A 13,137-nucleotide genomic window follows, 5' to 3' on the forward strand; every position below is an offset into this window, starting at 1 on the left:
CGGTCTCGGGCGCGCGGGGTCAGCGGCCCGGCGGCGCCGGAGGTCGGGCGCGGCGCCGGGTGGCGCCCGGCGTCTCGCCGATCACCCGGCGGTAGCGGCGGGTGAAGTGCGCCTGGTCGGTGTACCCGAGGTCCGCGGCCAGCGCGGCGAGGTCCGCGTCCGGGTCGGTGTGCAGCGCGCCCGCCGCCGCCTGCAGCCGACGGCACTCGATCAGCCACTTCGGCGTCAGGCCGGTGTGCGCCCGCACGACCCGGCTCAGGGTGCGCGGGGTCGTGCCCACCGCGTCCGCGAGGTCGGCGGCGCGGAGCACGTCCGTGCGCTCCTCGGCGACCCGGCAGGCCGCGTTCGCGAGCAGCCCGGCGTCGTCGACCCCGGCGGCGACCGGCGCGAGCCACGCCCGCAGCGTCGCGGCGACGTCCGCGAGGTGGTCGGGCCGGTCCGCCGGAGCGGGCGCGGCGGACGGTCCGGACCCGGGGGCCCCCGTCATGGCCGCCGTGAGCGCGGGCAGCGGCGCGGTCGGCAAGGGCTCGTGGGCGCCGACCAGCCGCACCGGGTCGGTCGTGGTGAGCAGCCGGGTCGCGGCCGGGCGCAGCAGCACGCCGACCACCCAGGACCGTCCCGTCAGCTCCTGCACGGACAGCACCCGGTCCGGGCCGTGCAGGTCCGCGCGGCCGGGCTGCACGACGACGTCCGCGCTCGGGTAGGTGAGCACCCGCTGCGCGCGGACCTCGCCGGGCGGCACGTCCCAGTGCGCCGTCCACACGTGCCGGACGAGCGCGTCGAGGTCCGCGCCCAGCGCCGTGCGGGCGAACCGCACCTCCGCGTCGCCCGGGTTGAGGTACCCCGCCGACCCGACCACGTGCCCACCCCCGTCCCCGGACCGGTTGTCCCGTTCGTACCAGACCGCCACGTCACCCCGGCGTGAGGCTCGGGGCATGACCGAGAGCATCGCACCCGCGACCGACACGACCTCCCCGGCCCCCGCGACCGGCGCGCACACGACCGGCGGCGTCCCGCACGGCCGCACCTCGCTCACCCCGCACCTCGTCGTGCACCCGGCGGACCAGGCGCTCGCGTTCTACGAGCGGGCGTTCGGGGCCAGGGTGCTCGACGTGACCCGGCTCGGCGACCTCGTCGGCGAGGCGACCCTCGACCTCGGCCACGGCTGCCTCACGCTGAGCGACCCGATGCCCGCCTACGGCATCGCCGCGCCCGACCCGTCCGCCCCGGCGACCTTCTCGCTCGCGCTCTACCTGCCCGACGTCGACGCCGCCGTGGACCGTGCCGTCGCGGCCGGGGCGACGCTGCGCGAACCCGTCAGCACGTTCGTGTCGGGCGACCGGTTCGGCTCGGTCGTCGACCCGTTCGGCGTGCGGTGGACGCTGATGACCCGCGTGGTGGACCTGGCGCCGCAGGAGAGCGCCGCGCGGGTGGCGCGCTGGGCCGCCGAGCAGGGCTGAGGCGTCGGCCCGCGACTCCCCTCAACCGCGACCCTGGAGGAGGGCGGCGAGGGGGGAGCCGCCGGGTCCGCCGCCGGCGTCGAGGTGGGCGGCCTGGGCGCGCAGGAGGGGGCCGACCTCGTCGGCGCCGTGGGTGTGGTGGCGGTCGAGGGTGTCGGCGAGGAGGCGCAGCAGGTCGGGGGACATCGAGTTCTCGACGTAGATGGTCAATCCCAGGAGCGCGATGAAGTCCCGGAAGCGGGAGCCGTGGGGGCGCAGCCCGAGGAGGACCCTGCCCCCGAGGTGATCGGGGACTGCGGTGACCGTCGTTCCGTCGCCCAGTGGGATGCGGTAGCCGATCCGCCCGCGGCCGCGAATGGCGAGGACGGCCCCGGTCTCGGTGTCGAGCCAGAGCGAGAACGGCATCCAGCACGCGAGCAGCACGCTGACGGCAGTGCTGATCAGCGTGTAGGGCCGGTTCTGCGGGTCTGTGACGAAGTGCCAGATGAATGCGCCGACCAGCAGCACACCCGTGCCGTAGAGCCAGCGCATGGCCGATCGGGTCGTCAGCGCCGGGATCCGCACCATGCCCGTCGTCTCCGGGGGGCGCGCGTAGAAGCGCCACTGCGAGCGGTTCACGGCGCGACCTGCGCGGGCGGGGTGTCGCGCTCAGCCCGGTCGTCGAGCAGTGCCGCCAGCGGTGAGGTGCCTGGTCCGCCGCCCGCGTCGAGGTGGGCGGCCTGGGCGAGGAGCACGGGGACGACGTCGGCGGCGCCCACGGCGCCGTGGCGCTCGAGGGTGTCGGCGAGCGTGCGCAGGACGTCGGGTGACGTGGAGTTCTCGACGTAGAGGGTCATGGCGAGCAGCACCATGAACCGGCGCCTGCGTGAGCCCGGCGACCGCATGGCGAGCAGCACCCTGCCGATCTGGTCCGGGACGAGCGTGACGGTGGTGCCGTTGCCGAGCTGCGTCCGTTCGGTCAGCCACCTGCCGTGAACGGTCACCAGCGTGCCGTTTCTGGTGTCGAGCCAGCTCGATCCCCAGGTCATCCAGAGGGCGCCCAGGGCGAGGAGCCCGACGAAGGGCAGCGACCACAACCCGTCCTCCGGGTGTGTGACGAAGCTTCCAGGCGTAGCCCACCAGGACGAGTACGCCCGTGCCGATCAGCCATCGTCGGGCCGACTTCGTCATCAGCGCCGGGAGAGGGACGAGGCCCTGCACGTCCGGCGGACGCGCGTGCACCTGCCAGCGACCGCGGCTCATCGGGCCTCCTCCGTCGTGGTCGCGTGGGTCGAGACCGCGAGCGCGCGCGCGGCCAGTCCGTGCAGGTGCCCCAGGAGATCGGCCCTGGTGCGGGGGACTGCGGTCAGTGGGTTGTCGGTGCCGGGGTGTGCGGTGAGCAGCCACGCCCCGGCCGGGCCGGTGAACAGGCCGGTCAGCACCGGGTCCGTGTCGCCGGGGATGCGCAGGACGAGGTCGGTGCGGAGCTCGGCCCGGGCCAGCAGGTCGGTGGTCGCGCGCTCCGGGTCGGCCGGGTCTCCGACCGCGAGCGCGGGTCCGGTGCCGTCGGTCGCCTCGAGGTGGACCGTCGCTGCCGTCAGCAGGTCGGGAAGGTCGTCGGCCGGTGCGACGGTGAAGTGGTGCAGCCCGCCGGCGTCGACCTGCTCGACCAGCACGACGTCCGCGACCACGTGCGCGTACCAGAAGTCCTGGCCGAGCGAGGTGGTGCGCGCGGCGCAGAGCACGGCGTCCGGGGCGGCCCGCAGGGTCACCACGGCGTGCACGTCCTCGCGGACCCGGGCGTCGGCGGCGCCGCTCCCGTCGAGGTCGGTGGGTGCCGCCCCGGTCGGGGGTTCGAGCAGACCGCGGGCGAGCAGACCGCGGTACGCGGCGCGCAGGCTCCACTCCCGCGGGCCGTCGGGCAGAGCGGCGAGGTGCGGCTCGACGACGACGGTCGGGGTGCCGCCGTGCAGGACGTGCAGCTCCTCGTCGGTGAGGACCTCGAGGGCGACCGCCGGGGCGGGACGTGTGCCGTCCTCCGGCGCGCGGCCGGTCACAGCGACCCGAACGACAGGACGCGCAGCAGGCCGCCCGCGACGTCGCCCACGGCGTCGGCGGCGCGGCGGGTGACCGACCCGATGCGGTCGCGTGCCCAGTCGACCGCGGCCGACGCCGCCCGGACCCCGACGTCACGCGCACGGGCCGCGGCGTCGCCGATCCCGCTCCACGCCGAGCCGAGGAAGTCCCCGATCGCCTCGCGGTGGTCCCAGACCAGGTTGCCGAGGCTCCACGCGCCGTAGGCGAGCACGGCCGCTCCGGCGACCGCGAGGCCGACGGGGCCGAGCAGGGCGGTGCCGGTGAAGAGCGCTGCCCCGTGCGACGCGAGGAGTGCACCGGCACCGAGCGCCCCCACCGCACCGAGGCCTCGCGTGGCCGCGCCTCTGGCCCCGTCGTACCCGCCCCCGTGCTTCAGATCCACCACACCGCTGTAGATCGTCACCGGCAAGAACGCCCGCCCCAGCACCGCGGCCCCCGGCACGCGCATCCGCGCGAGCACCCCGCTGCCCTCGCCCCCGAAGCAGAACCGTCGCAGCGCCGCCGCGGCCTTCGCCCCCTCGCGGAGCGCGGCGCGGGGTCGGCCGGCGACGGGCGCGAAGCCGGACCGGACGAACTGCCGGTACGCCCGGGCCTTGGACCCGAGCTGCACCGTGTCCTTGCCGACCTGCGCGAGCCGCGCGGCGCCGTCGGGCACGGCCACGGTGGGCCCCACGGCGCGGACCGGCGCGGGCACGCTCACCACGCCTGCGAGGTCCCAGTCGACCGCCCGCACGGGGTCGATCTGCCCGCGCAGCCGCGTGTCGGCGGCGCGGCGCTGGTCGGCGAGGTCCTGCAGCTGGCGGTCGCCGGCACGCACGGCGTCGGAGGCGTCGTCGCAGGCGTCCCGCCACCGGGTGCGCGCGGCTGCCGTGGTCGTCTCGGGTGCGCGGCGCAGCGACCGCAGCAGCGTCGAGGCGGCGTCCTGGCGCTGGCGGATCACCGCGGCCTCCTCGGCGATCTCCTCGACCCGGTTCGCGTACGCCGTGAGGGCGTCGGTGGCGGGGTCGATCGACTCGAGCAGGTGCCGCAGGTTGTCCACGCAGGTCTGCGCCGAGTCCCGCCACGCGTCCCCGGCCTGCCCGGACCAGGCGGCCTCGGTCAGGGTCCCGGTGCGGGAGCGGACCTCCCAGCGGACGTCGGCGAGCGCGTTCACCGTGGTGGTGAGCTGCCGGGACAGGTGCCGCAGCGCGTGCACGTCGCCGGCTCCCGGGTCCTCGTCGGTCCACCTCATGACGTGGCCAGCGCACGGTCGGTGGCCACGAGGGCGTCGGCGGCCGCGCTCGCCGCGGCGCCGAGGGCGTGCAGGGCGGCGCGGGCGTCCCGGAGGCCGTCCCGCGCGGACAGCAGCAGGTCCTCGAGGTCGTCGTCGACCGCGGGGCTGCCGCTCGTGCGTGGCGTCGTGCGGGGCGCGTCGGGGATCTCGTGCTCGAGTGCGCTCAGCGCCGCGCCGACCTCGGCGACCTCGGCGGGTTCAACGACGAGGTCCACGGCGCACCTCCTGACGTCGGAGGTGGGTCGGGCGGGGTGGGGCGCAGCGCAGCACGGTCGACTCCCGGGTGGCGCACCCGTGGTCACGGCGCGCGGACGCGGCCGGTCGACGGGTGTCGGTCGGATCAGGACGTGCGGCTGAGCCACCGAAGATAGCGGCACGACCCGGCCCTGACCAGCCCCTCTTCGGGAGCGTGGCTGACGGAGTCCGGCACCGGCGGCGGCGAGCCCGCCCCTCGGGTCAGGCCGGCGCGCAGGCGGTGCTGGACGTGCCGCCCGCGACCCGGGTGCCCGGGGACGCGCCCGGCCCGGCGGCGGCCTCCGGCACCACCCCGTCGAACTGCACCTGGTTCCGCCCGAGCCGCTTCGACCGGTACAGCGCGACGTCGGCGCGCGCGGCGAGCGTGTGGGCGGCCTCGGCGGGGGACGCCATCGCCCCGCCGAAGCTCATGGTCACCCGCAGCCCGTGGACAGCTCGTGCCACGGGTACGTGGCGATCGTCGCGCGGATGCGCTCGCAGACGGCCTGGGCCTGCTCCAGAGGGGAGTCGAGCAGCACCAGCGTGAACTCCTCGCCGCCGACGCGCGCGACGACGTCGCCGACCCGGACCGCGGCGGTCATGATCTGCGCGACGCGGCGCAGCACCTCGTCGCCGACGGGGTGGGAGTGCAGGTCGTTGACGGACTTGAACAGGTCCAGGTCCGCGACGACGTACGCGATCTCCTCCTCCCGCCCGAGGCGCGCCGCGAGGATCGCGTCCAGGCCGCGGCGGTTGAGCAGGCCGGTCAGGGGGTCGTGGACGGCGTCGTGCTGGAGCGTCTCGTTGAGGGCGGCGAGCTCGGCGGCGCGCTTGCGGGCCTGGTCGCGGGCCTGGCGGACCCGCTCGACGTCGAGCTGCGCGTTGACGACGATGCCGCGGCGCTCGGCGGCCTGGTCGCGCTGGAGCATGACGGCCTCGTGGTACTGCCGGTGGGTGTCGAGCGCGGCCTGCAGGTCGCCGGCGTCCTCGTGGACCTGCACCAGCTCGAGCAGGACGTCGGCGCGCTCCATCGGCCGCAGGGTCTGCTCGGAGACCAGCAGCCCGGAGTGCAGGGTGGCGCGCGCGCCCGCGTGGTCGCCGCGCAGCCGGCGGAGGCGGCCGTGGGCGGCGTGGTACCGGATCGTCAGGTAGCGGGCCTGCACGCGCGGCAGGGCGTGCGCGACCTCCTCCAGGGCGGCGCCGGCGGCGTCGAGCTCCCCGCAGGCCATCAGCGCCCGGGCGAGCCGCACCTGCGCCTCCGCGGCCATCCGCGGGTTGCCGGAGTCGCCGCCGTCGGCGTCGGGGACGCCGTGCGCCGCCTCGAGCCCCTGGGTCGCGAGGGAGACCGCCCGCTCGGCGAGCGCGCGCGAGCGGACCGGGTCGGTCGCGGCCAGGGCGACGCTCTCGTCGGTGTCGAGCTTCGCGAGGCCGGACAGGGTCGCGCAGGTGCCGTCGGGGCGGTTCAGCAGCGGCCACAGGCGCGCGGCCTCGTCGAGCAGCTCCCGGGCCTTCTCCGGGAACCGGTTCATCGAGATGTAGGTGTCCGCGAGGTTGTTCAGCGCCGCGGCCATGCCCTCGGTGTCGTCCAGCTCGCGGCGGATCGCCAGGGACCGGTCGAGCAGCTCCAGGGCCGAGAGGTTGTCGCCGAACCCGTTGTAGACCGCCGCCAGACCCTGCAGCAGGCGACCTTCCCAGGGGCGGACGCCGTGGGTGGTGCTCAGCTCGAGGGCGCGCTCCATCGCCGCGAGGGCCAGGGCGTCGTCTCCGAGGAGGTGGTGCGCCCAGCCCGCGTTGTACTCGAGCTCGATCTCGGGCTCGATCGCCTGCTCGGCCCGGGCCCGCTCCAGCAGCGGGGGGAGGGCCGCGACGCACAGCGCGGGCGCGGCGTCGCACAGGCGGTCGATCCGGTCGAGCTCCGAGCGCCAGGACGGCAGGCCGTCCCTCTGCGCCGCTCGGGCAGTCGTCATGTCTGTCTGTATCGGGAACGGGCCCGGTGCGCTGAACACCCCACCCGGGTGAAACGCGGCGAGGGCCCGCAGCCGCCGGTCGGCGGTGCGGGCCCTCGCACGGGCGTACCGGGTCAGGCGATGGTGGCGACCGCCTGGCGGGCGATCTCCAGCTCCTCGTTCGTCGGGATCACCAGCACGGTGACCTCGGCGCCGTCGGGGGAGATGACCTTCGGCTCCTTGATCCGGCCGGCGTTGCGCTCGGGGTCGACCTGGATGCCGAGGCGCTCCAGGCCCGCGAGGGCGTTGAGCCGGACGATGTCGTCGTTCTCGCCGATGCCGGCGGTGAACGTGATGACGTCGACGTGGCCGAGCTCGGCGTAGTACTTGCCGACGTAGCCCTTGATCCGGTGGTAGTAGACGTCGAGGGCGGTCTTGACCCGCTCGTCGCCCGCGGCGACGGCGTCGTGGACGTCGCGCATGTCGGTGTAGCCGGACAGGCCGAGCATCCCGGACTTGCGGTTCAGCAGCTCGTCGAGCTGGTCGATGGTGTAGCCGCCGACCCGCGCGAGGTGGAACAGGACGGCGGGGTCGATGTCGCCCGACCGGGTGCCCATGACGAGGCCCTCGAGCGGGGTGAGGCCCATGGACGTGTCGATGCACGCGCCGCCGCGCACGGCGGACGCCGACGCGCCGTTGCCGAGGTGCAGCACGATGGTGTTGAGCTCCTCGAGCGGCTTGCCGAGGAACTCGGCGGTCGCCCGGGACACGTACAGGTGCGACGTGCCGTGGGCGCCGTAGCGGCGGATCTTGTACTGCGCGGCGACGTCCTGGTCGATCGCGTAGGTGTACGCGGCCGGCGGCATGGTGCGGTGGAACGCGGTGTCGAACACCGCGACGTGCGGCAGGTTCGGGAACGCGTGCCGGGCGGCCTGCACGCCGGCGACGTTGGCCGGGTTGTGCAGCGGGGCCAGCGGGGACAGCGCGTCGATCTGCGCGAGCACCTCGTCGTCGATGACCGCGGGGCCGTCGAAGACGTCGCCGCCCTGGACGATCCGGTGGCCGACCGCGGTGAGGTCCTCCTCGCGGAGCTGCGGGCCCTGCTCCTCGAACAGGCCGAGGACGAGGCGCATGCCGGTCTCGTGGTCCGGCACGGGCTGCTCGAGGACCGTCGTGCCGGACGGGCCCTCGTGCTTGACCTTGCCGACCTCGAGGCCGATGCGCTCCACGATGCCGCTGGCGAGGGCGTCGCCGCTGGTGGCGTCGACCAGCTGGTACTTGATCGACGAGGAGCCGGAGTTGATGACGAGGACGTGGTTCACTTCGAGCCTTCCGAGGTCAGGGCCTGGGCCTGGATCGCCGTGATGGCGACGGTGTTGACGATGTCCTGGACCAGGGCGCCCCGGGACAGGTCGTTGACGGGCTTGCGCAGACCCTGGAGCACGGGGCCGACGGCGACCGCGCCGGCGGACCGCTGCACGGCCTTGTAGGTGTTGTTGCCGGTGTTGAGGTCGGGGAACACGAACACCGTGGCCCGGCCGGCGACCGCGGAGTCGGGCATCTTCGTCTGGGCGACGGAGGCGTCGACGGCGGCGTCGTACTGGATCGGGCCCTCGACGCTGAGGTCGGGGCGGCGCTCGCGGACCAGCTCGGTGGCGGTGCGGACCTTGTCGACGTCGGCGCCGGAGCCGGACGAGCCGGTGGAGTAGGACAGCATCGCGATCCGCGGCTCGATGCCGAACTGCGCGGCGGTCTCGGCCGAGGAGATCGCGATGTCCGCGAGCTGCTCGGCGGTCGGGTCCGGGTTCACGGCGCAGTCGCCGTAGACCAGGACGCGGTCCTCGAGGCACATGAGGAAGACGGACGACACGACCGAGGTGCCGGGGAGCGTCTTGATGATCTCGAAGGACGGCTTGATGGTGTGGGCCGTGGTGTGCGCGGCGCCGGAGACCATGCCGTCGGCGAGGCCGAGCTGGACCATCATCGTGCCGAAGTACGACACCGAGGAGACGATCTCGCGGGCGCGCTCGACGGTCATGCCCTTGTGCTTGCGCAGCTCGGTGTACTCGGCGGCGAACCGCTCGAGCAGCTCGCCGGCCTTGGGGTCGATGACGTGCGCGGCGGTGAGGTCCAGGCCGAGCTCGGTGGCGCGGCGGCGGATCGCGGTCTCGTCGCCGAGGATCGTCAGCTCGGCGACCTCGCGCTGGAGCAGCGTGGAGGCGGCGCGCAGGATGCGGTCGTCGCTGCCCTCGGGCAGGACGACGTGCTTGCGGTCGGACCGCGCCCGGTCGAGCAGCTCGTACTCGAACATCAGCGGCGTGACGACCTCGGGGGCCGGCACCTCGAGCGCGGCCAGGGCCTCCTCGGCGTCGGTGTGCTTCTCGAACAGCGCGAGCGCCGTGTCGACCTTGCGCTGCGAGTCCGCGGACAGCCGGCCGCGGGTGCTCGCCGCGGCGCTGGCCGAGCGGAACGTGCCGAGGTCGGTGCGGATCACCGGCAGCTTGCTGCGCAGGCCGTCGACCAGGCGGGACACGACGGCCGGGGGCTCGAACCCGCCGTTGAGGATGATGCCGGACAGCGACGGGAAGCCCTCGGCGGCGTGCGCGGTGAGCAGGCCGAGCAGGATGTCCGAGCGGTCGCCGGGGACGATCACGACGACGCCGTCGGACAGCCGCTCCAGCAGGTGCTCGATCGACATGGCGCCGACCAGGACCTCGGTGGACTCGCGGGACAGCAGCTGCGCGTCGCCGCCGATCAGGGTGCCGTCGACCGCGTCCATCAGCTGGCGCACGGTGGGGGCGACGAGGAACGGCTCCTCGGGCAGGGCCCAGGCGGTGGCGCGGGTGGAGAGCTCGGCGCGGACGGCGTCGAGGTTGGCGGGGTCGCACCGGTTGGCGACGATCGCGACGACCTGGGCGTGGCCGGCCTCGAGCTCGTTCGCGGCGACCTCGGCGACCTGGCGGACCTCCTCGGGCGTGCGGCCCTGGCCCTTGACGCACAGCAGCACGGGCGCGCCCAGGTTGGCGGCGATCCGGGCGTTGAAGCCCAGCTCGGCGGGGCCGGCGATGTCGGTGTAGTCGGTGCCGACGATGACGACGACGTCGCACTGGCGGGCGACCGCGTGGTACCGGCTGACGATCGTGGCGAGCGCCGCCTCGGGGTCGGCGTGCACGGCCTCGTAGGTGGTGCCGACGCAGTCCGCGTACGACAGGTCCACGCCGTCGTGGGCCAGCAGCAGCTCGAGCACGTAGTCCGGGGTCTCGGTGGACCGGGCGATCGGGCGGAACACGCCGACCTTCTGCACGGTGCGGGTCAGCAGGTCGACGAGGCCCAGTGCCACGGTCGACTTGCCGGTGTCCCCCTCGGGGGAGGTGACGTAGATGCTGCGGGCCACGGGTGCGGCTTCTTCCTCTTCGAGATCCGGGGGTCGCCCGGCGGGGCAAAGGTGGTGGGATGAATTCTGCCGGACGTGAGCCGCCGGGGCGAGGAGCGAGCCGGTGACCCGTGCCACGCCGGGGGCCCGCGACCGGCGCTGACAGCCCTGCCGGCCCACCGTCCGTGACCTAGGTCCCGGACGGCCGATGGCCCGCACCGGTGCGGTGCGGGCCATCGGCCTCGTGCTCACTACTCGTTGTCACCACCGGTCGCGGCGGTGGCGTTCTGCTGCGGGCCCCCGACCTCGGTGCCGGTCTCGCCGGCGTCGGGCCAGACCCAGTCGCGCACCTCGGGGAGGTCCTCGCCGTGCTCGCGGGTGTACTCGTGCGCCCGGAGCCGCGCGTCGACCATGCGCTGCCGCAGGCCCGCGTGCTTGGAGCCGAGCGACGGCGTCTGGTCGATGACGTCGATCACCAGGTGGAACCGGTCCAGGTCGTTCAGCATGACCATGTCGAACGGCGTCGTGGTCGTGCCCTCCTCCTTGTACCCCCGCACGTGGATGTTCTTGTGCCCCTTGCGGCGGTACGTCAGGCGGTGGATCAGCCACGGGTAGCCGTGGTAGGCGAACACGATCGGCTTGTCGGTCGTGAACAGCGTGTTGAAGTCGCGGTCCGACAGGCCGTGCGGGTGCTCCCGCTCGTCCTGCAGGCGCATGAGGTCCACGACGTTGACGACGCGGACCTTGAGGTCCGGCAAGCTCGCGGCGCAGGATGTCGGCCGCGGCCAGCACCTCGAGCGTCGGGACGTCGCCGGCGCAGCCCAGGACGACGTCCGGGTCCTCGCCCTCGACCTCGGTGCCGGCCCACTCCCAGATGCCCAGGCCGCGGGTGCAGTGCGCGACGGCCTCGTCCATCGTGAGGAAGTTCGGCGCGGGCTGCTTGCCGGACACCACGACGTTGACGTACTGCCGGCTGCGCAGGCAGTGGTCGTACGTCGACAGGAGGGTGTTCGCGTCCGGCGGCAGGTACACCCGGACGATCTCGGCCTTCTTGTTCACCACGTGGTCGATGAAACCCGGGTCCTGGTGGCTGAAGCCGTTGTGGTCCTGGCGCCACACGTGGCTGGACAGCAGGTAGTTCAGGCTCGCGATGGGCCGGCGCCACGGGATGTGGTTCGTGACCTTCAGCCACTTCGCGTGCTGGTTGAACATCGAGTCGACGATGTGGATGAACGCCTCGTAGCTCGTGATCAGGCCGTGGCGGCCCGTGAGCAGGTAGCCCTCCAGCCAGCCCTGGCACTGGTGCTCGGACAGCATCTCCACGACGCGGCCCATCCGGGCCAGGTGGTCGCCCTCGTCCGTCGGCAGGTACTCGGCGTTCCACACCTTGTCGGTGACGTCGAAGACGGCCTGCAGGCGGTTCGAGGCGGTCTCGTCCGGGCCGAAGATCCGGAAGTTGTCCGGGTTCCGGCGGATCACCTCGGTGAGGTACTTGCCCAGCTCGCGCGTCGCCTCGGAGATCGAGCCGCCGGGCACCGGGACCTCGACCGCGAAGTCGCGGAAGTCGGGCAGCCGGAGGTCCTTGAGCAGCAGCCCGCCGTTGGCGTGCGGGTTGTCGCTCATCCGCAGCGTCCCGGGGGGCGTCAGCGAGGTGATCTCGGCCTTGATCGAGCCGTCGGCCTCGAACAGCTCCTCCGGCTTGTACGATTGCAGCCAGTCCTCGAGGACGTGCAGGTGCTCGTCGGTGTCGCGGGCGCTGGCGAGCGGCACCTGGTGCGAGCGCCAGGAGGCCTCGACCTGCTTGCCGTCGATGACGGGCGGGCAGGTCCAGCCCTTCGGGGTCTTGAAGATGATCATCGGCCACGACGGGCGGGTCTCGTCGCCCGCGGCCGCGCGGGCCTTGATCTCGGCGATCTCGTCCATGACGGTGTCGAGCAGCTCGGCGAACCGGGCGTGCACCGCGGCGTGGTCCTCGCCGTCGAACCCGCCGACGAACAGGTGCGGCTTGTGGCCGTACCCGGTCATCAGGGCGAGCAGCTCCTCCTCGGGGATGCGCGCCAGGACCGTCGGGTTGGCGATCTTGTACCCGTTGAGGTGCAGGATCGGCAGGACGACGCCGTCCGCCTTCGGGTCGATGAACTTGTTCGAGTGCCAGGACGTCGCCAGCGGGCCGGTCTCGGCCTCGCCGTCGCCGACGACGGCCGCGACCAGCAGGTCGGGGTTGTCGAACACCGCGCCGTACGCGTGGGACAGCGCGTAGCCGAGCTCGCCGCCCTCGTGGATCGAGCCGGGGGTCTCCGGGGCCACGTGGCTCGGGATGCCGCCCGGGAACGAGAACTGCCGGAACAGCCGGCGCACGCCCTCGGCGTCCTGCGTGATGTCGGAGTAGACCTCGGAGTACGTGCCGTCCAGGTACGCGGAGGCGACGAGACCCGGGCCGCCGTGGCCGGGGCCGGTGAGGTAGAGGGTGGACTGCTCGCGCTCCGCGATGACGCGGTTCAGGTGCGCGTACAGGAAGTTCAGACCCGGGGTGGTGCCCCAGTGCCCCAGCAGGCGCGGCTTCACGTGGTCACGCGTGAGCGGCTCCCGCAGCAGCGGGTTGTCCAGCAGGTAGATCTGCCCCACCGACAGGTAGTTCGCCGTCCGCCACCAGGCGTCGATGCGTCGGAGCGTCTCGTCCGAGACGGGCTGGCCGGAGCCGGTCCGCCAGGTGGCGAGCTGCGACGTCGTCGTACTCATGTCTCTCCCCGTTGTCGCGCAACCACGGATGTGCCG

The 13,137-nt window shown here is 73.9% G+C and carries 11 protein-coding genes and 1 pseudogene; 1 reads left to right on the forward strand and 11 read right to left on the reverse strand.

Going from position 1 to position 13,137, the window contains the following annotated elements; all coding sequences use genetic code 11:
* Positions 1–19 precede the first annotated feature (19 nt).
* Entirely contained in the window at positions 20–937 is a 918-nt protein-coding gene (locus tag AC1VL8_RS09300) for a helix-turn-helix domain-containing protein (RefSeq protein ID WP_483074966.1), read from the reverse strand.
* Between AC1VL8_RS09300 and AC1VL8_RS09305 the strand changes: the two genes are divergently transcribed.
* Positions 936–1,460 carry a VOC family protein gene (locus tag AC1VL8_RS09305; protein ID WP_483074967.1) on the forward strand — a complete coding sequence of 175 codons (525 nt, stop codon included), beginning with the start codon at positions 936–938 and terminating at the stop codon, positions 1,458–1,460. The genes AC1VL8_RS09300 and AC1VL8_RS09305 overlap by 2 nt on opposite strands.
* Before the next feature lie 21 nt (positions 1,461–1,481).
* Here the strand turns inward: AC1VL8_RS09305 and AC1VL8_RS09310 are convergent, their stop codons facing one another.
* The 10 genes and pseudogenes from AC1VL8_RS09310 to AC1VL8_RS09355 form a co-directional block, all read right to left on the reverse strand.
* Positions 1,482–2,078 carry a hypothetical protein gene (locus tag AC1VL8_RS09310; protein WP_483074968.1) on the reverse strand — a complete coding sequence of 199 codons (597 nt, stop codon included), beginning with the start codon at positions 2,076–2,078 and terminating at the stop codon, positions 1,482–1,484.
* A complete protein-coding gene (locus AC1VL8_RS09315; RefSeq protein WP_483074969.1) occupies positions 2,075–2,536 on the reverse strand; it encodes a hypothetical protein in 462 nt (153 codons plus the stop codon). The genes AC1VL8_RS09310 and AC1VL8_RS09315 overlap by 4 nt, the downstream gene beginning before the upstream one ends.
* A 162-nt stretch (positions 2,537–2,698) precedes the next feature.
* Complete coding sequence (locus AC1VL8_RS09320) at positions 2,699–3,496, reverse strand: hypothetical protein (protein WP_483074970.1); 798 nt, start codon at positions 3,494–3,496, stop codon at positions 2,699–2,701.
* A complete protein-coding gene (locus AC1VL8_RS09325; protein ID WP_483074971.1) occupies positions 3,493–4,767 on the reverse strand; it encodes a hypothetical protein in 1,275 nt (424 codons plus the stop codon). Before AC1VL8_RS09325 ends, AC1VL8_RS09320 begins: the two co-directional genes overlap by 4 nt.
* Entirely contained in the window at positions 4,764–5,024 is a 261-nt protein-coding gene (locus AC1VL8_RS09330; RefSeq protein WP_483074972.1) for a hypothetical protein, read from the reverse strand. Before AC1VL8_RS09330 ends, AC1VL8_RS09325 begins: the two co-directional genes overlap by 4 nt.
* A 241-nt stretch (positions 5,025–5,265) precedes the next feature.
* Positions 5,266–5,481, reverse strand: coding sequence for a hypothetical protein (locus tag AC1VL8_RS09335; protein WP_483074973.1), 216 nt, complete (start codon positions 5,479–5,481; stop codon positions 5,266–5,268).
* On the reverse strand, positions 5,478–7,010 hold the full coding sequence (locus tag AC1VL8_RS09340; protein ID WP_483074974.1) for a diguanylate cyclase: 1,533 nt from the start codon (positions 7,008–7,010) through the stop codon (positions 5,478–5,480). The genes AC1VL8_RS09335 and AC1VL8_RS09340 overlap by 4 nt, the downstream gene beginning before the upstream one ends.
* 113 nt (positions 7,011–7,123) lie before the next feature.
* A complete protein-coding gene (locus AC1VL8_RS09345) occupies positions 7,124–8,311 on the reverse strand; it encodes an acetate/propionate family kinase (RefSeq protein WP_483074975.1) in 1,188 nt (395 codons plus the stop codon).
* The gene (gene pta / locus AC1VL8_RS09350) at positions 8,308–10,383 is read right to left on the reverse strand and encodes a phosphate acetyltransferase (protein ID WP_389226140.1); all 2,076 of its coding nucleotides are present in this window, start codon (positions 10,381–10,383) and stop codon (positions 8,308–8,310) included. Before pta ends, AC1VL8_RS09345 begins: the two co-directional genes overlap by 4 nt.
* Before the next feature lie 230 nt (positions 10,384–10,613).
* Positions 10,614–13,101 (reverse strand): annotated as a pseudogene (locus AC1VL8_RS09355) (phosphoketolase family protein).
* Positions 13,102–13,137 lie beyond the last annotated feature (36 nt).

The organism is Cellulomonas sp. KU4C (assembly GCF_056868065.1).

Bases quoted from the DNA above. Each gene is read 5' to 3' on its own strand.
- AC1VL8_RS09305 (WP_483074967.1), top strand. From the start codon at position 936: ATGACCGAGAGCATCGCACCCGCGACCGACACGACCTCCCCGGCCCCC.
- AC1VL8_RS09300 (WP_483074966.1), bottom strand. From the start codon at position 937: ATGCCCCGAGCCTCACGCCGGGGTGACGTGGCGGTCTGGTACGAACGG.
- AC1VL8_RS09325 (WP_483074971.1), bottom strand. From the start codon at position 4,767: ATGAGGTGGACCGACGAGGACCCGGGAGCCGGCGACGTGCACGCGCTG.
- AC1VL8_RS09340 (WP_483074974.1), bottom strand. From the start codon at position 7,010: ATGACGACTGCCCGAGCGGCGCAGAGGGACGGCCTGCCGTCCTGGCGC.